Source organism: Kitasatospora sp. A2-31 (assembly GCF_022288725.1).
Lineage (GTDB): Bacteria > Actinomycetota > Actinomycetes > Streptomycetales > Streptomycetaceae > Kitasatospora.
In genome coordinates this window covers 146,100-169,278 of record NZ_JAKNTA010000010.1, presented here as the reverse complement: position 1 = coordinate 169,278, position 23,179 = coordinate 146,100, and the positions used below count along the sequence as shown (strand labels likewise).

The 23,179-nt window shown below is 74.3% G+C and carries 17 protein-coding genes; 5 read left to right on the top strand and 12 right to left on the bottom strand.

Annotated features, from left to right (window positions below; translation table 11 throughout):
• The first annotated feature begins 25 nt into the window (after positions 1-25).
• The 4 genes from MCM47_RS26545 (at position 26) to MCM47_RS26530 (ending at position 8,877) form a co-directional block, all read left to right on the top strand.
• Positions 26-349 carry a trypco2 family protein gene (locus MCM47_RS26545; RefSeq protein WP_238864223.1) on the top strand — a complete coding sequence of 108 codons (324 nt, stop codon included), beginning with the start codon at positions 26-28 and terminating at the stop codon, positions 347-349.
• 36 nt (positions 350-385) lie between these two features.
• On the top strand, positions 386-4,510 hold the full coding sequence (locus MCM47_RS26540) for a tetratricopeptide repeat protein (RefSeq protein ID WP_238864222.1): 4,125 nt from the start codon (positions 386-388) through the stop codon (positions 4,508-4,510).
• 210 nt (positions 4,511-4,720) lie between these two features.
• Entirely contained in the window at positions 4,721-6,169 is a 1,449-nt protein-coding gene (locus MCM47_RS26535; RefSeq protein WP_374209211.1) for an aminopeptidase P family protein, read from the top strand.
• Positions 6,166-8,877, top strand: coding sequence for a LuxR family transcriptional regulator (locus MCM47_RS26530; protein ID WP_238864221.1), 2,712 nt, complete (start codon positions 6,166-6,168; stop codon positions 8,875-8,877). The genes MCM47_RS26535 and MCM47_RS26530 overlap by 4 nt, the downstream gene beginning before the upstream one ends.
• 169 nt (positions 8,878-9,046) lie before the next feature.
• Here MCM47_RS26530 and MCM47_RS26525 read toward each other — a convergent pair whose 3' ends face one another.
• The 12 genes from MCM47_RS26525 to MCM47_RS26470 form a co-directional block, all read right to left on the bottom strand.
• A complete protein-coding gene (locus MCM47_RS26525; protein ID WP_238864220.1) occupies positions 9,047-10,399 on the bottom strand; it encodes a hypothetical protein in 1,353 nt (450 codons plus the stop codon).
• A gap of 3 nt (positions 10,400-10,402) precedes the next feature.
• On the bottom strand, positions 10,403-11,623 hold the full coding sequence (locus MCM47_RS26520) for an MFS transporter (RefSeq protein WP_238864219.1): 1,221 nt from the start codon (positions 11,621-11,623) through the stop codon (positions 10,403-10,405).
• Entirely contained in the window at positions 11,620-13,086 is a 1,467-nt protein-coding gene (locus MCM47_RS26515; RefSeq protein ID WP_238864218.1) for an amidase, read from the bottom strand. The genes MCM47_RS26520 and MCM47_RS26515 overlap by 4 nt, the downstream gene beginning before the upstream one ends.
• Positions 13,079-13,306 (bottom strand): hypothetical protein, encoded by a 228-nt coding sequence (locus MCM47_RS26510; RefSeq protein WP_238864217.1) that lies wholly within the window; start codon positions 13,304-13,306, stop codon positions 13,079-13,081. Before MCM47_RS26510 ends, MCM47_RS26515 begins: the two co-directional genes overlap by 8 nt.
• Positions 13,307-13,449: 143 nt before the next feature.
• Positions 13,450-14,346, bottom strand: coding sequence for an ornithine cyclodeaminase family protein (locus MCM47_RS26505; protein ID WP_238864216.1), 897 nt, complete (start codon positions 14,344-14,346; stop codon positions 13,450-13,452).
• A complete protein-coding gene (locus MCM47_RS26500; RefSeq protein ID WP_238864215.1) occupies positions 14,343-15,596 on the bottom strand; it encodes an aminotransferase class I/II-fold pyridoxal phosphate-dependent enzyme in 1,254 nt (417 codons plus the stop codon). The genes MCM47_RS26505 and MCM47_RS26500 overlap by 4 nt, the downstream gene beginning before the upstream one ends.
• The gene (locus tag MCM47_RS26495) at positions 15,593-16,510 is read right to left on the bottom strand and encodes an alpha/beta hydrolase (RefSeq protein WP_238864214.1); all 918 of its coding nucleotides are present in this window, start codon (positions 16,508-16,510) and stop codon (positions 15,593-15,595) included. The genes MCM47_RS26500 and MCM47_RS26495 overlap by 4 nt, the downstream gene beginning before the upstream one ends.
• Positions 16,510-17,412 carry a hypothetical protein gene (locus MCM47_RS26490; protein ID WP_238864213.1) on the bottom strand — a complete coding sequence of 301 codons (903 nt, stop codon included), beginning with the start codon at positions 17,410-17,412 and terminating at the stop codon, positions 16,510-16,512. Before MCM47_RS26490 ends, MCM47_RS26495 begins: the two co-directional genes overlap by 1 nt.
• A gap of 168 nt (positions 17,413-17,580) precedes the next feature.
• Positions 17,581-18,420 (bottom strand): CoA ester lyase, encoded by an 840-nt coding sequence (locus MCM47_RS26485; protein WP_238864212.1) that lies wholly within the window; start codon positions 18,418-18,420, stop codon positions 17,581-17,583.
• The gene (locus MCM47_RS26480) at positions 18,417-19,379 is read right to left on the bottom strand and encodes an isopenicillin N synthase family oxygenase (protein WP_238864211.1); all 963 of its coding nucleotides are present in this window, start codon (positions 19,377-19,379) and stop codon (positions 18,417-18,419) included. Before MCM47_RS26480 ends, MCM47_RS26485 begins: the two co-directional genes overlap by 4 nt.
• The gene (locus MCM47_RS26475; RefSeq protein WP_238864386.1) at positions 19,376-19,822 is read right to left on the bottom strand and encodes a MaoC family dehydratase; all 447 of its coding nucleotides are present in this window, start codon (positions 19,820-19,822) and stop codon (positions 19,376-19,378) included. Before MCM47_RS26475 ends, MCM47_RS26480 begins: the two co-directional genes overlap by 4 nt.
• Before the next feature lie 53 nt (positions 19,823-19,875).
• Positions 19,876-21,558 (bottom strand): 2-isopropylmalate synthase, encoded by a 1,683-nt coding sequence (locus MCM47_RS26470; protein ID WP_374209210.1) that lies wholly within the window; start codon positions 21,556-21,558, stop codon positions 19,876-19,878.
• A 216-nt stretch (positions 21,559-21,774) separates the two neighbouring features.
• Between MCM47_RS26470 and MCM47_RS26465 the strand changes: the two genes are divergently transcribed.
• Positions 21,775-23,166, top strand: a complete 1,392-nt coding sequence (locus MCM47_RS26465; RefSeq protein ID WP_238864209.1) for an MFS transporter — start codon at positions 21,775-21,777, stop codon at positions 23,164-23,166.
• Positions 23,167-23,179: the final 13 nt, after the last annotated feature.

Genomic DNA, 23,179 nt, shown 5'->3' with positions numbered 1-23,179 from the left:
CCCGACGAATCGAAAGGACACAGCGATGGGCAACACCCCCGACGAGGACCGGCTGGATCTCGCGGACGCGATCGCGCTGCTGCGCGGTCAGATCGCCGAGGCGCAGGGTCGCCTCAACCACCCCGACGGCCGGGGCAGCCAGGGTGTGGTGTTCGGCCTCGGCGAGATCACCCTGGAGCTCGGTATGGAGCTGACCCGCACCCGGGGCGCCGACGCCGGGCTGCGCTTCAGCGTCGTCAGCCTGGGCGGTAAGGCCGAGAAGGCCGCGAAGTCCACCCACAAGGTGACGGTCCGGTTGCAGCCGCGGGCGTCGGACGACGGGCCGGTCAGGGTCGGCGACAAGGAGTAGCAGGGAACCGGATGCGGATCGTAGGGGGAGGAGAGGATGGAAGACGATCGGGTCGTGCAGGTGCGGCGGTACGCGCCCGGCGAGAGCGGGGCGGACTTCGGCACGGGCTACCTCGTGGGACCCCGGCTGGTCCTGACGGCCGCTCACGTCCTCGGGACCCGCAAGGGCCCGGCACCCGGAACGGTCACGGTGGAGCGGCCCGTGCCCCGTCCGCTCGACGGACCGTGGACCGCTCCGGCGGTGCGGGGCCTCCCCGCCACCGTGCGGTGGTACCGGTACGACGAAGTGATCGACGCGGCACTGATCGAGGTCGATCGGGACGACGCCTGGTCCGTGCCCGAGTCCCTGTCGGACCTCACCGACCGGCCGCCGCAGCGCTGGGGCCACTTCATCGGCTCCAGGCCGTACGACGTCTCGATGGTCGGTTACCCACGCCATCAGAAAGACGGGGCGAACGGGCAACGCGTCGACGAGGGGCTGCCCGGGGAGGTCAGCCCGCGGACCGGTTCGCTCGCCCGCCGCTACGAGATCTTCTCCACGTACGCCCCGCCCGCGGGCGAGGAGGGCTCGCCGTGGCGGGGGATGTCGGGCGCGGCGGTCCGCGCCGGTGACCTGCTGTGCGGGGTCGTCTGCGAGGACCGCCGGTCGGTCGGCGGCGTCCGGCTGACCGCCACCCCCGTTTCCCTCCTGCTCGCGGACGCGGCGTTCCGTGGCTTGATCGAGCGGCACAGCGGCGGGTGGACACCGGTGCTGGAGCCCGTGGAACCCACCGCGGGGCGGCAGCGGGTCCTGAGCCCGGCGGCCGTCGAGCGCCGTCTGGACTCGCCGGCGGGCCTGCTGCGGGCGGACGCCGAGGCGGTGCCGTTCCACGGCCGGGAGGCGGAGCTCGCCGAGCTGACCGCCTGGTGCACGGAGGGCCGGGCGGCGCTCTCCGCCCGGGTGCTGGTCGGCCCCGGCGGGCAGGGCAAGAGCCGGCTGGCCCGGCAGCTGACGACGGACCTGGCGCACACCGGTTGGGTGACCGGGCACCTGGACCCCCGCCTCCGGGACGGCGTTCCCTACACCCTCGACGTCCTGGAGACCGAGCTGCCGATGCTCCTGGTCGTCGACTACGCCGAGACCCGGCCCGAGCTGGTCCGGGAGGTCACCGCCTTCCTCCAGGAGTCGCGGCACCGGGTCAGGCTGCTGCTGATCGCCCGCGCCGACGGTGAGTGGCGGACCGACACCCTGACCGCCGACTACCGCACCAGGAGCGTCCTCAACACCGCGGTGGTCATGCCGCTCGGGCCGCTGGTGCCCCGCGGCGGGCCGAAGGAGGAGCGCCTGGAGGCGTTCCGGGACGCGGCGGGCCACCTCGCCCGGTTGCTGCCCGCGGTCCCCGGCCTCCCCAGCCACCCGTGGGCCGAGCTGGCCGCCACCGTGGAGCCGCTGGACGGCCTCGACGGCCCGCGCTACGACAACGCCCTCACACTCCAGATGACGGCCCTGGCGACGCTGTTGCAGAACGGACCGAGGCCGGTGCCGGTGGCCGCCGGCGAAGGCGCCGAGGGGATCCTGCAGGCCCACGAGGGGCGGTTCTGGCACGAGAGCGCCAAGGCGCCCGCGTTCCGGCTGGACCTCGGGGACACGATCAAGGACCTGGTGGCCGTCGCGGCGCTGTGCGGGGCCGCGGACATGGACGAGGCGCTGGCCGTGGTGGCGGCGGTGCCGGAACTGCCGGCCGAGAAGCGCCGCGCGGCCGTTCAGTGGCTCGCCCGGCTCTACCCGCCCGCCCCCGACCGGTTCTGGGGTTCCCTCCAGCCGGACCGGGTGGCCGAGTTCCATGCCTCCGACCGGGTCGTCCGCGGTGGAGTGACGCTGCCGGCCGTGCTGGCCGCCGCCACGCCCGACCAGCAGGGCCAGCTCGTCACCGTACTCGCCCGGGCGGCGGTGGCCCACTACGACAACGACCGGCAGGCGCCCTCCCGGGACGTGCTGGACGCCCTGAACGCCGCGCTCGACCAGACCCCCCTGCACTTCGACGCGCTGCGCCCGGCCGCGCTGGCCCTCGCCGATCCGGCGCGGATCGTCGCCCCGCTCGCGCTGCGGCTCATCCGCGAGCGGATCGAGGGACTGCGTCTGCGGGTGGCCGACGACCCCGCCGCGTTCGAGCCGCTGCTCGGTCGGGCCCGCGACTACCTGGCGTCCTGCCTCGCGCGGGCCGGCGACCTGCACGGGGCGGTGGCCGAGGGCCGGGCGGCGGTCGCGCTCCTGGAGCGCCACGGCGATGCCGACCGGGAGGCCCGGGCGGCCTGGGCCCGGTCGTTGACCAACCTCGGCATCCACCTGTCCGAGGTGGGCCGATGGGACGAGGGCCTGGCTGTGGCCGAGGCCGCGGTGCGGATCGCCCGGGAGCTGAGCGACGCCGAGCCCACCGATTCCGGGGCACTGGAGGACCTCGCCGGGACGCTGAACAACTTCGGGCTGCGGCTGTCCGAGGTGGGCCGGGCGGAGGACTCGCTCGAAGCGGCCCGGGAGGCCGTGGCGATCGACCGCCGGTTGACCGGCCTCGACCCGGCCACCCATGCCCGGGGACTGGCCCGGGGCCTGCTGAACCTCGGCAACCGGCTGGCCGAGAGAGGGAAGTGGGAGGAGGCGCTGCAGTGCCAGCAGGAGGCCGTGGACACCATGCGCCGCCTGGCTGCGAGCAGCCCCGCTGTGTACGAGTCCAATCTCGCCGACGTACTGATCAGCCTCGGCGCCCGGTTCTCGGATCTGGGCCGGTGGCCGGAGGCGCTGGCCGCGGAGCAGGAGGCGGTGGCCATCCTGCGCCGGCTCGTTCCGGACAACCCGTCCGTGCACGAGCCCGACCTCGCCCTCGCCCTCTCCAACCTCGGCAACTTCCTGTCAGACCTGGGCCGTTGGCCGGAGGCGCTGGTCGCAGTGGCCAAGGCGGTGGAGATCTACCGGCGGCGCACGGCCGCCGACCGGCCGACGGTGCTGCGCCCCCAGTTGGCGATGGCACTGCACAACCTCGCCAACCACTGGTCCGACGCAGGGGACCAGGACACCGCGCTGGCCCGGATGGAGGAGGCGGTGGAGATCCGGCGCGAACTCGCCGCGGAGCTGCCGGCCGTCCACGAACAGGACTACGCCGTCTCACTGTTCAACCTGGGTGTGCGGCTGCGCGGGGCGGGCCGGCCGGTGGACGGGGTACGTGCCGTGGAGCAGGCCCTGGAGATCTACCGGCGGCCTCGGCCGGGGGACGACCGGACGCGCGGACGTGCACTGGCGCTCGCGCACCTGGCCGGCGCCCTGCCGGGTCTCGGCCGGGGCGGGGATGCGAGCGCCGCAGCGGAGGAGGCCGCCGGGCTCTACCGACAACTGGCCCAGACCAGCCCCGCCTTCGAGCACGAGCACGCCGGAGTGCTGGCCTGTCTGGCGAACCTGCGCTGGGAGGCGGGCCCGGACGAGGACTGGCGCGCCCCCGCCGAGGAGTCGGTGCGGATCTACCGCGGCCTGGTGGCCGAACGGCCAGGGTTGTTCGACGACCGGTTCGTAATGGCGCTCACAAGCCTGGGGACGAAGCTGGCGGAGCCCGGACGGTTCGCGGAGGCCGTCGGGGTGTTGGAGGAGGCGGTACGGTTGCTCCGCGGGCTGGTGGTCACCGACTCGTCGATGGCCGACACATGGGCCTATGCCGTCACCGGCCTCGCCGCGTGCCTGTGGGAGCTGGAGCGTCCGGAGGAGTCCGTGGCGGCCACCGAAGAGGCGATCGGCGCCCTCCGGCCGCTGGCGGCGGCCGATCCGGCGGTCTTCGAGCCCGTCCTCGCCGAGGCCCTGTACGCGCTGGCCGCGCGTCTCGGCGGTACCCCCGAACGGCACGACGTAGGTCGCGCGGTGATCGTGGAGTCGGTCGAGATGTTCCGGGGCCTCGCCGCGCAGGACGTCGGTGCCTTCGGCCTGCCCGCGGCGCACGCACTGGTTCTGGCGGCGGGGTATCGCAGCGCGTACGAGGAGTTCGCCGAGGCGCTGGCGCTGCTCTCCGAGGCGGAGGAGCTCCACGTGGAGCTCGACCGGATCCGTCCCGGGGCCCACCGGGAGCAGCGGGACGCGGTGGCCGCCGGGCGCCGTGAGATCGAGGCGCACCTCGGCGGCGCGGCCGGGCGACCGGACGTGTGACGACCCCTGCGACGACGGGCCGGGCGAACCGTCCGGCCCGTCGCCGTGTGCTGCCCGCGCGGCCACCGCGGTGGCGTCCGGCGCGACCCGGCGCGCCGCCCCGGGCGCCTCACCTGGAACGAGAGCTCCGCTGATCGCTTCCCAGCTCTGGCTGTGTCACATGTGAAATGGTAGCTTCGCCGTGAGCAGACCAAACAAGATCGGAGGCTCATGGTGGAACGACAGGGTGGGTCGCGCGGCGTGCAGAGCCATGACCGCGCGGTGCCGGACGCGTTGGCCGCGTGCTTCCAGCAGGGGTGGGCGGACACCGGGCTGAAGCTGCCGCCGGTGCCCGGGGCGGTGTACGCGGCCAAGCGGCGCGCGGCGCTGTCCGAGCGGTTCCCCGGGGAGCGGATCGTCGTCCCGTCGGGCGGGATCAAGGCCCGGAGCAACGACTTCGACTACCAGTTCCGGCCGCACTCCGCGTACATCCACCTCACCGCGGAGCTCGGCACCTCGGCCGTCCCGGACAGCGTCCTGGTCTTCGAGCCCACCGGGACCGGGCACGACGTCACCCTGTTCACCCGGCCGCGGTCGCCGCGCGACGGCGGGCCGAACAGCGCGGAGTTCTACCGCGACCGGCAGCACGGCGAGTTCTGGGTCGGACGGCGCCGGACCCTGTCGGAGACCGCCGACGCCTTCGGCATCGAGGCCGCCGCCCGCGACGACCTCGAGCGCGCCCTCGGCGGCCACGTCCCGACCCGGGTGCTGCGCGGCGAGGACGCGCTGGTCGACGCCCTGGTGCCGCGCGACGACGCGGCCGAGGCCGAACTCCGCACGTACCTCTCCGAATCCCGCCTGGTCAAGGACGAGTGGGAGATCGAGCAGCTGCGCACGGCCGTCGGCTCCACCGTCGCCGGCTTCCACGACGTCGTCGGCGAGCTGCGGCACGCCACCGGCGTGGCCCGCGGCGAGCGCTGGATCGAGGGCACCTTCAACCGCCGGGCCCGGATGGACGGTTACGGCCTGGGCTTCGAGACCATCGTGGGCGCCGGCGCACACTCGTGCGTCCTGCACTGGATGCACAACGACGGCCCGGTCCGCGACGGCGACATCCTGCTGCTGGACGCCGGCGTCGAGGCGGACTCCTTCTACACCGGCGACATCACCCGGGTGCTGCCCGTCAGCGGGCGCTTCACCGACGTCCAGCGCAAGGTGTACGACCTGGTCTTCGCCGCCCAGTCGGCGGGCATCGCCGCGCTCAAGCCCGGCGCCCGCTTCGGCGACTTCCACGACGCCGCGGCCGCCGTCATCGCCGAGGGCCTCGACGGCTGGGGCCTGCGGCCGGGCGGCGAGCCGGCCCTCGCGCCGCACTCCACGCTGTTCGGCCGGTACACCGTCTGCGGCTCGGGCCACATGCTCGGCCTCGACTGCCACGACTGCGCGAGCGCCCGTCAGGAGACCTACCTGGGGGGCGTGCTGGAGCCCGGCCACGTCCTCACCGTCGAGCCCGGCCTCTACTTCCAGCCGGACGACCTGACGATCCCCGAGGAGCTGCGCGGCATCGGCATGCGGATCGAGGACGACTTCCTCATCACCGCCGACGGCGCGGTCTGTCTGTCGTCCGGTCTGCCGCGCCAGGCGGACGAGGTCGAGGCCTGGATGGCGTCGCTGCGATGACCGAGCGCCGCCCATTGGTGGAGCAGGTCTGCGGAGAGCTGCGGCAGGGCGGCGCGGTGGCGGTGGTCGGACCGACCGGGTTCGGCAAGTCCGCGGTGCTGGACGCCGTCTGCACGCAGTGGCAGGCGGCCGGGGACCCGGTGGTGCGGCTCAGTTCGGCGCCCGCCGACGCCGACGTCGCGTACGCGCCCCTGGTCGACCTGTTCACCGCCTGCCCGGCGGAGGTGTCCGGTGAGCTGTCGGACCACCAACGCCGGGCGATCGACTGGGTGCTGCGGCGCGTCACCGGGCCCGAGCCCGACACCACCACGCTGCGCGTCACGGTGCTCTCCTGTCTCCAGACCTGGGGACGCCGGGCCCGGCCGCTGCTGGCCGCCGACGAGGTGCACTGGTGGGGGCCGGCCAGCCTGGACGTCTTCGGGTTCGCGGCCCGGCGGATCCGCGGCAGCGTCTCCCTGCTGGCGGCGCTGCGGCCGGACGGCCCCTCGCCGCACGACGTCCTCGGCGGCGGGGCGGTCGAGATCGGGATCCCCACGCTCGGCCCGGAGGAGTCGGCGGCCGTCGCGCGGTCCCTGGGGATCCCGCTGCGGACCGCCGGCCGCATCCACACCGCCACCGGCGGCAACCCGCGGCTGGTCTCGGACATCGCCGCCGGGCTCGCCCGGGCCGGCACGCCGGCCACGGCGCTGGACACCCGGCCGCTGGCCCCGTTCGCCCGCAAGGCGATCCGCGCCTGGCTGGCGGACCTGGCCGAACCGGTGCGGCGGGTGCTGCTGCTGGCGGCCCTGGCCGCCGACCCGTCGGTGGCCACCGTCCGCCGGGCCGGCGGGCCGCCCGCGGACGCGGCCCTGGCCGCCGCGGAGGCCGCCGGGCTGGTCCGGGTGGTCGGCGGCGCGGTGGCCTTCCCGGCACCGGTGGTGCGGGAGGGCGTGGTCGCGGAGGCCGGCGACGAGGCGGTGCGCCGCGCCCACCACGTGCTGGCCGGCGCCTCGGCCGGGCCCGCCGACCGGGCCTGGCACGAGGCGTCCGCCTGGGCGGCGGCCGAGATCCCGCCCGCCCTGGTGGAGGCGCTGGCCGCAGCCGCCGTGGGCGCCCGGGAGGGCGGCGACCGGGTGCGCGCCGCGGAGCTCGGCCTGCTGGCCGGCGAGCGGGCCGGCGGTGCCCGGCCCGACCTGCTGGTCGCGGCCGCCCGGGACGCCGAGGCGGCCGGGCGGTTCGACCTCGCCTGGACCGCCCTGGAACGGATCGGCCGGACCAGGGCCGGGCCCGCCGCACGGGCCCGGGCACGGATCGCCGTCATCGACGCCGCCGGGCGGGGCGCCGCCCTGCTGGAGGGCGTCGCGGTCCAGGCCCTGGTGGACGCCGGCGCCGGCGACGAGCCCGCGCTGGTCTCGGCGGCGCACCTGCGGCTGGCCTGGAGCGCCCACCTGAACCGGGGCTTCTGCGCCGAGGCCCTGGCCCACGCCCGCGACGCCGTGGAGTGGGCCGAGCGGGCCGGCGACCCGGCCGCCCGCGCCGCCGCCATGACGCTGACCGCCCGGATCGAGCAGGGCCGCGGCGCGGTGGAGCACACCGCGACGCTGCGCCTGGCCCTGGCACCGGGTTCGGCGGGTGCAGCCCCGCGGGTCACCGCGGACCCGCGGCGGGCCGCCGCCTGCTTCGCCCTGCTGGACGACCGGACGGCCGAGGCCGGCCGGCTGTTCGACGAGCTCCGACCGGTGGTCGCCGGCAGCGGCGGCCCCGCCGACCTGCTCTGGCTGCTCGACGGCTCCGTCCAGGTCCACGCGGCCAGGGGCGAGGGCCGGGCCGCCCGCGAGGAGGCCGGCCGGCTGCTCGACCTGGCCCGCACGCTGGGCGCCTCGCCCGGACCGCCGTGGTACGCCGCGGCGACCGCCGAGCTGGCGGGCGGGGAGCTGGAGCAGGCGCTCGCCTACGCGGAGCTGGGCCTGGCGGCCTCGGAGGAGGAGGCCGACGTGCTGGTCGCCGCGCACTGCCTTCACCTGTCCGGCCTGACCCGGCTGCTGCTGCGGGACACCGTGGGCGCCCTGGCGGACCTGCTCCGGGTGCGCGACCTCGTCCGGGAGCTGGCGATCGCCGATCCGGCGTTGATCCGCTACGACGCCGACCTCGCGGAGGCCCTGGTCGCCGCGGGCGATCCGGCCGCCGGGGCACGGCAGGTGGCCGGCGCCCGGCGCCGGGCCGAGGAGCTGGGGCGGCGCGGCGTGCTGGCCTCGCTGGACCGTGCCGAGGCGCTCTGCCGGACGGCGGCCGGCCAGTTCGGGCCGGCCGAGGAGCTGCTGCTCCGGGCCCTCGACACCTTCGACCACCTGGGGTACCCGCTGGAGCGCGGCCGGGTCCTGCTGGCCCACTCGGCGGTGGAGCGGCGGCGCCGTCGCCCGGCCCGGGCGAGGGAGCTGCAGGCGTCGGCCGAGGCGGTGTTCCGGGCGGCGGGTGCGCCGCTCTGGGGCGCCGCCCGGTCGGAGCGGTCCGGGGCGTCGTCCTGGCTGGCCGGTCTGACGGACGCGGAGAAGCGGATCGCCGAGCTGGTCGCGGACGGGTACGGCAACCGGGACATCGCGGCCGCCCGGTACGTCAGCGTCAAGACGGTGGAGGCGGTGCTGACCCGGATCTACCGCAAGCTCGGGGTGCGGTCGCGGGTCCAGCTGGTGGCGCTCGCCCGCAAGGACGAGCGCCGGCCGGACCGGTGAGCGGTGACTGGTGAGTGGTGAGCGGTGACCGCTGACGGCGTGGCGCGGGCGACCGACCGTGCGGGCCGGACCGGTGACCGCGCGGCGCGGCCGGGAGCGGCGACCGCGCCGGCCGGCCGCCGTCCCCCGGCCCCCGGGCACGGTCACCGCTCCCGGGGCCGGTACCCGCTCACGCGGCCCAGGCCGCGGTGCCCAGGATGCTCGAACCCGGCGTCCCGGGTGCGGAGCCCAGCGGTGCCGGGACCTCGTAGCGGACCGGGCAGCCGGCCGTCCGGCCGCCGATGACGAGCGGGCCGAACACCGCCTTCGTCGACAGCGGCCGGTACTCGCGGCTGCCGGTGTCGAGCACGGTCACGGCCAGGTCGGCACTGTGGACGGCCTGCTGGACGATCCAGGTGCCGGCCTCCCGGGCCTTGGCGATGACCGCCTCCCACTCGGCCGCGCCGGTCCGGAAGCCGAGGTGCACGTCGGCGTTCTGGTCCCCGTCGGAGCGCTTCAGCACGAACTCCTCCCGCCGGCGCACCAGCAGGTCGGTCAGCCTCCAGGACTCGCCCTCGAACTCGACGGCCTCCTCCCGGATGCTCCGCGACCAGGGGAGGTAGGTGGCGACGAACTCCCGGTCGTCGTCGGTCATCCAGTCCAGCCCGGCGGACAGCGCGGCGAAGAGCTGCTTGTTCGCCGCCTGGTAGGAGCTCTGCGGCGTCAGCACGGTGGCCCCGCACTTCCTGATGGTGAGCAGCGGGGTGAGGTCCCGTCCGGCGTCGAGCCATTCCTGCGGCACCACCCGCTCCAGCACCAGCGGGAACTCGCCCGCACGGGTGGCGAGGGCGTCGGTGAACTCGCCGGTGTCGAAGTACTCGGCACCGATCCCGCCCTTGCGCAGCGCGTCGATCTCGATCTCGTAGTAGCGGCGGTCCGTGACGAAGACGTCGGGCAGGTAGCCGATCAGGGCCAGGCGCGGCTCCAGCCCGTACTCCGCGAGGACGCCGCGGAGCAGGTCGTTGCGGGCGGCCATCGGGTCGGCGAGGACGAGGGAGTCCGCGGCCCGGCCGGGCAGCAGCTGGCGCCAGAGGTCGTTCAGCAGGTGGGTGAAGACCTGCCCGCCGGTGGCCGAGCAGAAGTTGAACTCGATGAACTTCCAACCGGATGCGGTGAGCACGACGTCGGGTCGGCCGATCGCGGTGGCGTGGGTCTGCTCGAACTCCTCGTCGGCGTAGAAGCCGGTCAGCCGCTCGTCGAGGCCCAGGGCCCGGTGCCGGGCCAGGCAGTCCGCGCCCAGGCCCGAGGCGGCCCGGCGCAGCAGGCCGGCCAGCCGGACGGAGGCCCGTTCGAGCTCGGCGCCGCGCGCGGCCGGCAGGACGAGGGGGCCGGCGGGGGAGATCCGGTCGAACCAGAAGGTGCGGAAGCCGCGGAACTGGTGGTCGAGCGCATTGAGCAGCAGCTGCGGGTCGGTCGCGGTGGCCGCGGTCGTGGCGGTGGGGGTCGCGGCGGCCGACTGCGGCGCCGTCGTGGTGAGGTCCATTCGCTACTCCTGGGAGAGGGGTCGTGCCGACGGCGGGGCGTCGACGGGGAGCGTTCGCGGGCGCAGCAGCGCGGCGTAGCCGAGGGCGGCGAGCGCGCCGACGGCGGCGCAGCCCAGCCAGAGGGCGCCGGTGCCGTAGGCGTCGATCAGCAGGCCGCTGGTGAGCGGGGCGAGGAAGCCGCCGACGGACCAGGTCAGGGCCATCACGCCCTCGTACCGGCCGCGGGCCGACGCCGGTGCCATCGCCGGCACCTGGGCCTCGCTGGTCGGCACGTAGACGATCTCGCCCAGCGTGTAGACGACGGCGGCGAGGGCGTAGAGCGGCACGGTGTCGGAGCCGGCGTTGAGGGCCGCGCTGAGCCCGACGAGTGAGGCCCCCGCGGCCAGCACCCGGCCGGCCGGCCGGTGCTGGGTGGACCGGGTCACGGCGAGCTGGAGCGTGACGATCATGATGCCGTTGACCGCGGCCACCAGGCCGTACTGCGCGGGGGAGAGGCCCGACTCGGCGGTGGAGAGCGGCAGTGCCACGTGCCGCTGGCTGAACACCGCGACCACCAGCAGGTTGAGCCCGACCAGGCACATGAACCGGCGGTCGCGCAGCACCTGGACCGTCGACGGGCGGGGATCCTGCGAGCGGACCGCCGTCGGCGCGGCGGGCCTGGTCTCGGGGAGCCTGAGGAACACGAGCACCGCGCAGAGCAGCGTGGTGGCGGCGTCCACGAGGTAGAGCGTCAGGTAGCCGAACCCGGCGAGCGTGCCCGCGGAGAGCGCCGAGACGGAGAAGCCCAGGTTGAGGGCCCAGTAGTTGAGCGCGTAGGCCCGCGGCCGGGCCTCCGGCGGGACGAGGTCGGCGAGCATCGCCCCGACCGCCGGCTGGGACGTCTTCAGCGTGACGCCCAGCGCGAGGGCCCAGAGCGCGATCAGGTCGAGCCGGTCGGCGAAGCCGAGGCCCAGCGTGCAGACGGCGGCGCCCAGTTGGCCGGTGAGCATGGTCGGCCGCCGTCCCCACCGGTCGGCGAGGGCGCCGCCGGCCAGCGAGCCGAGGATCCCGCCGAAGCCGTACAGGGACACCACCAGGCCCGCCGAGGTCGCCGAGTAGCCGCGCTCCACGGTGAGGTAGAGGGACAGGAACGGCATCACGAAGAGGCCGACGCGGTTCACCAGCGTCGAGGTCCACAACCACCAGAAGCCCCTGGGGAGCGGGGGACGGTGAGGTTCGTTCACGCCGGTCCCGTCAGCGCGGGACGCACCTCGCGCCGGCCGAACTCCGCCTCCAGCGGGATCGCGGCCCGGAACAGGCCCGCCTCGCCGAAGCGGGGGCCGACCAGCTGCACGCCGATCGGCAGGCCGTTCCCGGCGAAGCCGAGCGGCAGCGACATGGCGGGGTGCCCGGTGAGCGCGAACGGGATGGTCTGCATGTCGTTGGCGAGCCGGGGCGGCGGCCAGTCGCGCGGGAAGTCGTCGAACCGGGCCGCGGTGGTCTGGCCGCAGGCGGTGACCAGCACGTCGTGGCCGGAGAAGACCTGACGGTCGAGCGCCTCGGCGAGCCGGCGCCGCACGTCCAGTGCGCGCTGCAGGTCCTCGGCGCCGATGCCGGCCCCGGGCATCAGCTTCTGGTAGGTGAAACGGCCGAACTCCCGCGGTGCCTCGCGCAGGTTCCTCTCGTGGGTCGCGAAGCCCTCGGCCGCCATGACGATCCGGCCGCAGGCGTTGAACAGCTCGTACGGCGGCAGCTCGCACTCCTCGACGATCGCGCCGAGCCCCTCCAGGTGGGCGAGGGCCCGCTCGATCCCGCGGGTGATCTCCGGCAGGGTCGCCGGGTCGGCCGCGTACCAGGCGCTCGAGTACGCCACCCGCAGCCCGCGCACGTCCCCGGTCAGGCCGGTGAGGTAGTCCGGGGCCGGTGCGTCGCGGGTGCGCGGGTCGCGCGGGTCCGGTCCGGCGACGGCCTGGAGGGCGGCCGCGGTGTCGGCCACCGTCCAGCCCAGCGGCCCGAAGTGGTCCATGGTGGGCGACAGCGGGGTGGCGCCGTGCCCGGAGACCAGTCCGTACGTCGGCTTCAGGCCGACCGTCCCGCAGTGGAAGGCCGGGCCGCGCATCGAGCCGGCGGTGTCGGAACCGAACGCGACGCGCAGGAAGCCGGCGGCCACCGCGACGCCGGCCCCGGAGGAGGAGCCGCTGGGGATGTGCTCGGTGTTCCACGGATTGCGCGCCGGCGGGAAGGGCAGGTCCGGGCTGGGGCCGCCCATCGCGAACTCGTACGTGGTCAACTTGCCCAGCAGGACGCCGCCGCCGGCCCGCAGCCGCTCCTCCACCGCGCTGTCGGCGGTGGCGACGTCGTCGAGGGTCAGCCGGGACTGGTTGGTGGTGGGCAGGCCCTCGGCGGCGAAGACGTCCTTCAGCGCGTACGGGATGCCGTGCAGCGGGCCGCGGTCGATGCCCTCGCGAAGCTCCCGGTCGGCCTGCCGGGCGCGCTCCAGCGCCTGCTCCCGGGTGACCAGCACGAACGAGTGCAGGGACGCGTCGTGGGCCTCGATCAGCTCCAGCGCGTGCACGGCCAGCTCCACCGCGGAGAGCCGCCCGGAGCGCAGCAGCGCCCCGGCCTCCGCGACGGAGAGCTCGGCGAGTGCACCGGGCGCGGCGGCGGGGGTGGTCGCGGAGGCGGCGGCGGGGGTGGGGTCAGACATGGCGGCCCCCCAACGGGCCGTCCGTGCCGTCCAGCCCGCGCAGCAGGGCCGCCATCGCCCGCATCGGGCGGTAGCCGGCCAGGACGCCGGGCGCCAGGTCCGGCGGCATCTCGATGCCGAGGCGGGCCAGGGCGGCGGCGAACTCCCGGTCCGCGGTCTCGGCCTCGGACGGCCGGGGGCCGTGCGCCCCGGTGTCCGGGTCCTTGCCGGCGTGTGCCACGTGCGGTCTTCCCTTCGATGACGTTCGGATGTTCGGCGAGCAAGGCCTGCCGGGCAGGCCAGGCGTGCCAGGCGTGCCAGGCGTGCCGGGCCTGCCGGGCGTGCCAGGCGTGCGCACGCCCGCAGGCCCGCACGGACCGGCGTTCAGCGGTGCGTGCGCCCGACCAGGTGGGCGCAGGTGATGAGGTCCAGCGAGGCGTGGCCGGTGGAGCTGAAGACGGTCGGCCGGGCGTCGAGCCCGGTGTGCCCGCCGGTCTCCAGCGCCTCCAGGTCGAGCGCCGTGCGGTGGATCGCGCCGGCCTCGGCGACGGCGATGCCGATGTCCTCCACCACGACCGTGACGGCGGCCAGCAGGGCGTGCGACACCTCACGGGACTCCGTGGTGTGTGCGCCCATGCAGTTGATGTGCACGTGCTCCGGCAGGTCGGCCGCGATCGGCAGCGGGAGCACCGACGTCGTCGCCGTGGAGACGACGTCCGCGCCCGCGGTGGCCTCCTCGGCCGAGGCACAGGCCACCGCCCGTGCCCGGCCGAGGGCGTTGATCCGCGCGCACAGCGCCTCGGCCCCGGCGGGGGTGCGGGAGTGGACCCGGACCCGGGTGATCTCCCGCACCGCCGAGACGCCGAGGTACTGCTGCCAGGCCTGCACCCCGGATCCGACGATCCCGAGGTCCGAGCTGCCCGGTGCCGCGCAGCGGTCGGTGACCAGGGCCGTGACGGCCGCGCACTTCAGATCGGTGACGGCTGCGCCGTCCAGCACCGCCAGCAGTTCCCCGGTGGTGGCGAAGACCGGGACCACCGCGGTGACGGTCGGCCCGGGCCCGTCGGTGATGGTCGCGGTCTTGGAGACGTAGAGCCCGAAGTCGGCCGAGACGGCGGGCATCGCCAGGAACCTGGCGCCCTGCCCGTCCTCGAGGGTCAGGCGCAGCGGCACGGACATCCGCCGTACCGCGCCGCTGCGCAGACCGCTCCGCATCAGGGCGGCGACCGCCCTGACGTCGTCGGCCGAGTGCTCGGGCCGCCCCGGTCGGGGGAGGGTCACCCGAGCCCCGCCAGGACGTCCAGCAGGTCGGCGGCGAACCGTTCGGTGAGCTCCGTCGGCATGTCGCCGCGCAGCATCATCCGGACGCCGGCCTGACCCTGGGCCACGATCGGGAAGAACATGGCCGAGCAGTAGTAGCCGCGCTCGTAGAGCTCGTTCGACAGCCGTACCGCCCGGTCGTTGTCGCCGGTGACCACGAACTTGATGTGCGACCCGGTGCCGCGCAGGTCGTGTCCGCGCAGCCGCTCGTCGAACAGCTGGATGTTCCGGGCCAGTTGTGCCTGGCGTTCGTCGAACTCGGGGCTGCGGTGGACCTCCAGCGCGCCCAGGGTGGTGCCGATGGCGGCCGTGCGCAGCCCCTGCGACCAGGCCAACGGACCCGACCGGTAGAGGAAGTCGAACACCCCCCGGTCCCCGGTCATGGCGATCCCGCCGGTACTGCCGAAGGCCTTGGCGATCGAGGCGACCACGATCGTCCGGGAGTCGAGCTCGTCGAAGACCGTGCGGGCGAAGCCGACGCCCCGCTCGCCTACCGCCGACAGCGCGTGCGAGTCGTCGAGGTAGACGAACATGCCGTAGCGGTCCTGGAGGGCCTTGATGCCCGCCAGGTCCGCCTGCCCGCCGACCGAGTAGACCCCCTCGCAGACGTACGCCACCCGCGGGTACTTCCGGCAGACCTCCTCCAGGTACGCCATGTCGTTGTGCGGGCAGGTGAGCACCAGCGTCTCGTCGGCGAGGATGGGCTTGAGGAAGTTCATCGAGAAGTGCGCGAACCGGTCGAAGACCACGACCAGCGGCTCCCCGTCGGTCAGGTGCCCCGACGCCAGCAGCGGCAGGATCGCCGCACTCAGCACCCCGCAGGACACCGACGGCAGCACGTGCGCGCCGAAGTGCTCGGAGAGCTCCTCCTCCAGCCGCTCCATGATCCCCAGCCGGATCCGGAACTCGCCCATGGACAGGCCGGTGATCCGCTCCTCCGCGAGGGCGGCGCGCCCCGCCTCCACCACCGTCGGGTGGCTGTTGAGGCCCAGGTAGGAGCAGGACGACAGGTTGGCGAACTCGTGCCCGCTGCGCACCTCGCGCAGCCGGTTCTGGCCGTCGACGGCCTCGACCACCAGGCCGAGCATGCCGTGCTTCTGCGCGAGGCCCCAGGCGGCCTCGCTGGCCGGCACCATCTTCTGGTTGTTCCGGTACCGGTGCGGCCCGGTGATGGACTCGGCGGGCTCGACGGGCCCGACGTGATCGGTCATCGCGCCGCACCCCCGCTCCGGGTGCGCAGCCACTCGCCGAGCCGGGCCACGGCCTGGCGGGCCTTGTCCAGCCGGGCGTGGTGCAGGTGCCAGACGTGGACCATACCGGGCCAGACCTCCAGTTCGCCGGTGCAGCCGGCGTCCCGCAGCGCGGCGACGAACCGCTCGGCGTCGCTGAGCATGACCTCGCGGCTGCCCACCTGGACGAGCACCGGAGGCAGGCCGGTGAGCTCGCCGAACAGCGGGGACACGTAGGGGGTGGTCGGCGCGGTGCCGGCCAGGTAGGACGCGGTGACCAGCGCCACGACGTGCTGGCTGATCATCGGGTCCTGGTCCGCCAGGGTGCGGTGGGTCTCCCCGCTGCCGGTCAGATCGGTCCACGGCGAGATGCACGCCGCGGCGGCCGGCAGCGGCACGCCCTCGTCGCGGAGCCGCAGCAGCGTGGTGAGCACCAGGCCGCCGCCCGCCGAGTCCCCGGTGAGGACGACGTCCTCGGGGGCGGTCCCGTCGGCCAGCAGGCTCCGGTAGGCGGCCACCGCGTCGTCGAGCGCGGCGGGGAAGGGGTGCTCGGGGGCCCGCCGGTAGTCCACGAAGAACATCCGGCAGCGGGCCGCCCGGGCGATCTCGGCCACCATGGCGCCGTGGCTGCGCAGCGAACCGTAGACGTAGCCGCCGCCGTGGAAGTAGAGCCCGGTGCGGGTGCCCTCCGCGTTCGGCGGGGTCAGCAGGTAGCCGCCGTCGCGCGGTTCCACGGTGACGTCGTCGGCGATCGGCGTGCCCCACGCGTCGTAGAACAGTCGGGCCTCGGCGATGTCGTCGGGCCAGTCGTCCGCGGCGAGCAGCGCCAGGAGCTCGTCGAGCTCGGCGGTGTCGCGGGCGGACATGGCCGGCACGCCGGTGTCGGTGGTGCTCATCAGCCGGCGGCCCCGTCCTCGGTTCCGACCGGGGCGATGCCGCGGTGGTAGCGCTCGCGCGAGGCGTCGTCCGGGGCCTCCATGATGGGGGCGGGGACGTCCAGGCCGTAGTGAGTGAACCACTTGGCCAGCTCGACGCCCTCGGCGAACTGGTACTCCAGGTGCCGGATCGGGCGGCGGGAGGGCAGGGCCGGGTCGACCGGGCGGGGCTCGGAGCCGGCGTGCGCGAGGCCGCCGTCCACCTCGTTGAGCAGGACGACCATCGCCAGGTCGGCCGAGAGGTCGACGTCGAGCGCGCTGGCGTAGCCGGCCAGGATCGGCTCGGCGTGCTCCTCGCGGACCGCGACGTTGTAGCTGTGCGGCATCAGCTCGACCAGGTCGCCCGGGGCCACGCCCGCGTCCCGGCAGTAGGCGCGGGTGTCGCAGATCACCGGGACGCCGCCGCGGATGTTGGTGTTGGGCCCGTAGATGTTCCCGACGAACGGCGTGGCGGAGTCGAAGTGCACGCACTTGGTGGTGAGGAACTCGCGCTCGGCGGTGTGGTCGCCGTTCGGCGTGAAGGAGGTGTTCTTGTTGTAGCCGTCGACGTCCATGCCGGCGATGCGGTCGTAGTCCATGGCGACGGGGCTGAACGGCGCGACGTCGATCCGCTCGCCGAAGGCGCGGAAGAGCGACTCCAGGTAGTCGCGGCCCACCGCGGCGTGCTGCTCGTCGTGGACGTCCAGGCCGTGGTGCTCCAGCGTCCTGGCGACGCCGTGGCAGACGGCGACGCCCTGGCCCTGGGTGACCAGGCGGACCAGTTCGGAGACCAGCTCGTCGCCGACGGCCTGCAGGCGGCCGTCGACCAGCTCGGTCGGGTGGGCGGAGACGTCGATGAGGGCGTGCTGGGGCAGGGTCTTCACAGGGGGCTCCCCGGTTCGTGGTGAGGGTACGGGTGCTGGGGTGGTGCGGTGGCGGTGCTGTGGCGCGGGTTCGGGCCGCACGGGTGCTCGGATCGCGCCCGTGCTCGGGCCGCGCCGGTGCTCGGGCCTCGGGGCGATCGGCCCGCCGGTGCTCGGGCCTCGGGGCGCTCAGGCCTCGGCGGGCGCGTGGAGTGCGAGCATGCGCCGGGCCCGCAGGACGAACGGCGGGGCCAGCACGCGGTCCTTCTCCACCGCGAAGCCGGACGGCGTGGCGTCGTAGTCCGCGACCACCCGCCGGTACTCGGCCAGTTCGTCCGCGCCGACCGTGAAGGCCTCGGCGATCACGGGCACCTGCCGGGGGTGGATGGCCGCCTTGCCGGTGAACCCGGCCTCCCGGGCCGCCCGGCAGGACGCCGCGACCACGTCGAGGTCGTGCAGCTCGAAGGAGTTGGTGTCGATGGCGGGCACCCGGTACCGGGCCGCCGCGACGCAGAGCCGGGCCCGCGCGTACTCGAGGTAGGCCGCGTTCTCGGCGTACATCTCGGCCGTCAGGTCCGCCTGGCCGAAGCAGAGGCCGTCGCTCACCTCGGCGATCGCGAACGCGTTCTCCACGGAGTCCACGGTCTCGATGAAGCTGCAGATCTGCGGCGCGTTCGAGGTGAGCCCGAGCAGCGACCGGTAGATCGCGACGTCGCCGGGGCCGGCGATCTTGGGGATGAAGACGACGTCGATCGGGACGCCGCCGATCACGGCGTCCAGTTCGAGCAGCGTCCGCATGTCCTCCAGGCCGTCCGGGGTCGCGATGCTGTTCACCCGCAGGCCCAGGGCCGGCAGCCCGGCCCGGGTCAGGTCCGCGCCGGCCAGCAGTGCCCGGGCCTCGGCCTTGCGGGCCGGGTGGGTGGAGTCCTCCAGGTCCAGGACCAGCATGTCCGCGTGCATGCGGCCCGGCTCGGCCACCGACGCCAGACGCAGCGCCGGCGTGTAGAGCAGGCTCGCGTACGACCTCACCGCGCGCCCTCCCGTCCGAACAGCAGGTTCATCTTCTCCAGCGAGAAGTCCTCGTAGCGGATCGGCTCGTACTTGGCCGGGCGGTCCGCGGTGAACTTCGGGAAGCACTCGATGACCGTGTCGTCGTTGGCCAGCTTGAAGAACACGATGGACTGCCGCCGCCGGTCCGCGAGCCGGACCCGGTGCGGGGTGGAGACGTACTCGTCGTTCGACCAACGGGCCATCAGGTCACCGATGTTGACGATGAAGCTCTCCCGGTCCGGCACCTGCACGTCCAGCCAGTGGCCGGCGCGGTCGCGGAGCTGCAGGCCCGGTCCGTCCTGGGTGAGCAGCGTGATCAGCGTGCCGTCGGTGTGCTGCCCCATGCCCTGGTCGTTGAGGAACTCCGGGGCGACACCGGGGTAGAGGTGCGAGCGCAGCGAGTCGTTGGAGGTGTGGGTGCGGGTGGCGAAGAAGTCGCGCGGCAGGTCCAGGGCGAGGGCCAGCAGTTCGGCGATCCGGCCGGCGACGCTCTCGCAGGCCGCGAAGTACCGCTTCAGCGCCGTGCGCAGTTGCGCGCCCTGCTCGTCGGCGGGGAACGGCAGGTCCTCGGTGTCGTCGAGGATCAGCCGCCCGGCGCTGAACTTCTCGACGTAGTCCGAGGGCATGCCCGGCCGGCCGGTGTAGGCGTACGCGTTCTCGGAGAGCAGCGCGCTGTAGCCGTAGGGGCTGTAATCGTTGTCGCCGCGTGCGGTGCTGGTGCGCATCGCCAGCTCGCGCTTGGCGTCCAGCGGGCGCGCGAAGAAGTCCAGCGACGTGCGGTAGGCGTCGTCGAAGACCTCGCGGGCGATGCCGTGGCCGCGGACGACGAAGAAGCCGGTGTTGCGGCACGCGTCGGAGATCTCGTCGGCGATCCGGCGTTCGGCGCCGGCGTGGTCCGCCTCGGCCGGTCCGGGTTCCAGGGTGATGATCGGGATCATCGGTCGGCCTCCTGCCGGGGGACGAGGATCGTCCGCTCGAATTCGATCACTGGCACACCGTCCTGGTTGAGGCCGGTGGTGTGGACGGTCACGATCCCCTCGCCGGGCCGCTTGGCCGACTCGCGCTTGCCGAGGATCCGGGTCGTCGCGTAGAGGGTGTCGCCGACGAAGACCGGCGCGGTCATCCGCACCTTGTCCCAGCCGAGATTGGCGATGCACTTGGCGCTGATGCTCGACACCGTCATCCCGTTGACGATCCCGAAGGTGACCAGGCTGGACACCAGGATCTTCTGGAACGCGGTCTGTTCGGCGTAGACGGCGTCGATGTGCAGCGGGTGCTGGTTGAGGCAGAGCAACGAGCTCCAGGTGTTGTCGCTCATGGTGATGGTCCGGCCAGGCCGGTGCTCGACGACCTCGCCGGGGACGAAGTCCTCGTAGACCATGCCGTCGTCCTCCCGGTAGACGCCGGGGGCGACGGAGAGGTAGGAGTTGCCCTTCACTGTGCTTCCCGTACTCCCTCGTCGAGGCCGGCCCGGCGCAGGGCCGAGCGGGCCGAGCGGTGCGCCGCGCCGGCGGCGGTGGCGGCCAGGCCGATTCCCCAGACCGTCCGTCCGCCCGTCTCCAGCGCGGTGAAGCAGGCTGCCGGCTCGCCGGCCGCGGCCGCCGTGCCGGTGGCCACGACCCGGGTGAACGCGACCCCGTGCGCCGCGGCCTGCCGGGCGACCGCCTCGTGCTCGTCGGCGGCGTCCGCCGGGGCGGGCGAGTCGTCCAGGCAGTAGGTGTCCCGGAGCAGCTGCCAGAGCTCGGCCGGCTCCAGCTCGCGCCCCAGGGTGTCGGCGGCGCCCTGGACGACGGAGGCGAAGTCCCGGCGCAGCTCCGCCGGCAGGTCGACGCCCCAACCGGCCTTCAGCACGTAGGCGATGCCGCCCTTGCCGGACTGGCTGTTCACCCGGATGATCGCCCGGTAGTCGCGGCCGACGTCCTTCGGGTCGATCGGCAGGTACGGGACCTGCCAGGCCAGCTCCGCGACGTCGCGGCCCTCGCGGTCGGCCCGGTCCGCCAGCGCGGCCAGGCCCTTGGCGATGGCGTCCTGGTGGGTGCCGGAGAAGGCGGTGTACACCAGGTCGCCGGCGTAGGGGTGCCGGGGGTGCACCGGCAGGCGGTTGCAGTCCTCGACGACCTCGCGGACGGCGTCGATGTCGGAGAGCTCCAGCTGCGGGTCGACACCCTGGCTGAACAGGTTCAGCGCGAGCGTCACCAGGCAGACGTTGCCGGTGCGTTCGCCGTTGCCGAAGAGCGTGCCCTCCACCCGGTCGGCGCCGGCCAGCACCGCCAGCTCGGCCGAGGCGACGGCGGTGCCGCGGTCGTTGTGCGGGTGCACCGACAGGACGATCGCGTCCCGCCGGTCCAGGTTGCGGTGCATCCACTCCACCTGGTCGGCGAAGACGTTGGGGGAGTGGGTCTCCACCGTGGTGGGCAGGTTCAGCACCAGCGGCCGGTCGGGGGTGGCCCCGACGGTCGCGGTGACCAGGTTCGCGATCTCCAGCGCGAACTCCGGCTCGGTCAGGTTGAAGGTCTCCGGTGAGTACTCGAACCGGACGTCCGTGCCGCCGGCCCGCTCGGCCAGCCGCACCAGCTGCTGCGCCCCTTCGAGGGCCATCCGCCGGACCTCGTCCCGCGACATGCCGAACACCACCTCGCGCCAGAGGCAGGCCGTCGCGTGGCACAGGTGGACCGTCGCGCGGTCGGCTCCCTGAATTGCCTCGAAGGTCCGCTCGATGAGCTCCGGGCGGGCCGGCGTGAATACCGAGACGGTGACGTCGTCCGGAATTCCGTCCTTGCTCACCAGTTCCCGGACGAAATCGAAGTCGTCGGTACTGGCCGCCGGATATCCGATTTCGATGTCCTTGAAACCGGTCGACACCAGCAGATCGAACATCCGCCGCTTCCGGCGCGGGTCCATCGGTTCCGCCAGGGCCTGGTTTCCGTCCCGGAGGTCGACCGACGCCCAGACCGGGGCGCGCTTCGGCTCCTGGTCCGGCCAGCGTCTCAACCATCCTGCGGTGGGCGTCGGTTCGCTCCGCGCATAGCGTCGGAACGGCATCGACGACGGCTGTTGCACCATTCCGGTGGTCCGCTCCGGGAAAGGCAGTGGTGAATCCGTTCGGGGTGCCCCCATGCTGCCTCCTCTCGCTGTTCTTGACGGTTCGACACTACGGAGCGTCAGCTGCGGGGGGGAAGCCGAGGATCTTCTAGACCGGACCCTGGAATCGGACCTATCCGGCGCATCCCGACCAGTCCGGCAGACGAGCCGGTTGACGCCCCATCGGGCCCGGCTAGGATTTCCGGGCACCGCTCGGCAGGAATTCACCGCCTCACCGGAAATGGCAGCCGCATGGCCAACTCGACCAGACTCGACAACGACGCGCCGGCCCTGGACGATGCACCCCCGAGACCCCGCCGGGTCCTCACCGCGGCGAGCCTGGCGACCGCCATGGTCGTCATCGACATCAGCATCGTGAACGTGGCGATCCCGGAGATCCGGGCCGGCCTCGGAGCGGGTCTGTCGACGATGCAGCTGGTCGTCGACGCGTACGCGGTCGTCATGGCGAGCCTGGTGCTGGCCGGCGCAGCGCTGGTCGGGCGGTTCGGGGCGGTGCCCGTCTTCCGTGCGGGCGTCGCCGTGTTCGGGGTGACGTCCGTGCTCTGCGGCCTCGCCCCGGGCGGCGCCGCCCTCGTCGCCGCCCGGGCGCTGCAGGGCCTCGGCGGGATCCTGCTGACGCCCGCCACCCTGGTGATGCTCACCGACACCTACCGCGACCCGGACGACCGGGCGAAGGCCGTCTCGGTCTGGGCGATGGTCGGCGGCAGCCCGGTCGCCTTCGGCCCGATCCTCGGGGGCGCCCTGGTCGCGGCGGTGGGGTGGCGCAGCATCTTCCTGGTGAACGTGCCGGTCGTGCTGGCGATCCTCTGGCTGTCGGCCCGTCACATGCCCAGGAGCGGAGCGGGCGTGCGCAAGGAGCCCCAGGACGTGCCCGGCCAGCTGCTGGCCGCCGTCGTCCTCGGCGGCATAGCGGTGGCGCTCACCGAGGGCCGGGAGCTCGGCTGGAGCAGGCCGCTGCCCGTCGCGGCGGCGGCGACCGCGCTCCTCGCGCTCGCCGCCTTCGTGGCCCGCCAGCGCAGCTGCGCCCACCCGATGATCCCGGGCGACCTGTTCCGGGCCCCCGGCTTCCGCAACTTCGTGGCGGCCGGACTGCTGCTCTTCGCCGGCTACTACGGGCTGGTCTTCTCGATCAGCATGTTTCTCCAGCAGGTGCGCGGGTACGACCCGGTCACCACCGGGCTCTGCTTCCTGCCCTCCGCCCTGCCGATCACCCTGATGCCCCTGGTCGCCGGGCGGATCCACGCCCGCCTCGGCGCTCCACGGGTGCTCGGCATCGCCGTCCTGCTGACCCTGGTCGGCGGAGTCCTGCTGGTCCTCGTCGGCAGCGACGCCCCGATCGGCACCGGCGCCGGGCTCACCTTCATCGGCCTCGGCTTCGGCCTGGCGACGGTTCCCCAGATCACCCTGGTCATGGCGACCGCCCCCGAGCACCGCTCGGCGATCGCCAGCGGGCTGATGTCCGCCGGCCGCTCGTCGGGCACCACGATCGGCGTCGCCCTCCTCGGCGGCCTGCAGTCCCGCAACGGCATCGCCGCCCCGGCGGTGGCGGCCGTCCTGATCTACCTGCTGCTGGCGCTCGCCGTCGGCCTCGGGGCCCGCCGACTGCCCGCCGACGCAGCCTGAGGTCCCGGGCGGC

Coding starts and splice junctions, on each gene's coding strand:
- MCM47_RS26475 (WP_238864386.1), bottom strand. CDS start 19,822: ATGGTCTACGAGGACTTCGTCCCCGGCGAGGTCGTCGAGCACCGGCCT.
- MCM47_RS26495 (WP_238864214.1), bottom strand. CDS start 16,510: ATGAGCACCACCGACACCGGCGTGCCGGCCATGTCCGCCCGCGACACC.
- MCM47_RS26535 (WP_374209211.1), top strand. CDS start 4,721: ATGGTGGAACGACAGGGTGGGTCGCGCGGCGTGCAGAGCCATGACCGC.
- MCM47_RS26515 (WP_238864218.1), bottom strand. CDS start 13,086: ATGTCTGACCCCACCCCCGCCGCCGCCTCCGCGACCACCCCCGCCGCC.
- MCM47_RS26480 (WP_238864211.1), bottom strand. CDS start 19,379: ATGATCCCGATCATCACCCTGGAACCCGGACCGGCCGAGGCGGACCAC.
- MCM47_RS26545 (WP_238864223.1), top strand. CDS start 26: ATGGGCAACACCCCCGACGAGGACCGGCTGGATCTCGCGGACGCGATC.
- MCM47_RS26525 (WP_238864220.1), bottom strand. CDS start 10,399: ATGGACCTCACCACGACGGCGCCGCAGTCGGCCGCCGCGACCCCCACC.
- MCM47_RS26540 (WP_238864222.1), top strand. CDS start 386: ATGGAAGACGATCGGGTCGTGCAGGTGCGGCGGTACGCGCCCGGCGAG.
- MCM47_RS26470 (WP_374209210.1), bottom strand. CDS start 21,558: ATGGGGGCACCCCGAACGGATTCACCACTGCCTTTCCCGGAGCGGACC.
- MCM47_RS26500 (WP_238864215.1), bottom strand. CDS start 15,596: ATGACCGATCACGTCGGGCCCGTCGAGCCCGCCGAGTCCATCACCGGG.
- MCM47_RS26530 (WP_238864221.1), top strand. CDS start 6,166: ATGACCGAGCGCCGCCCATTGGTGGAGCAGGTCTGCGGAGAGCTGCGG.
- MCM47_RS26465 (WP_238864209.1), top strand. CDS start 21,775: ATGGCCAACTCGACCAGACTCGACAACGACGCGCCGGCCCTGGACGAT.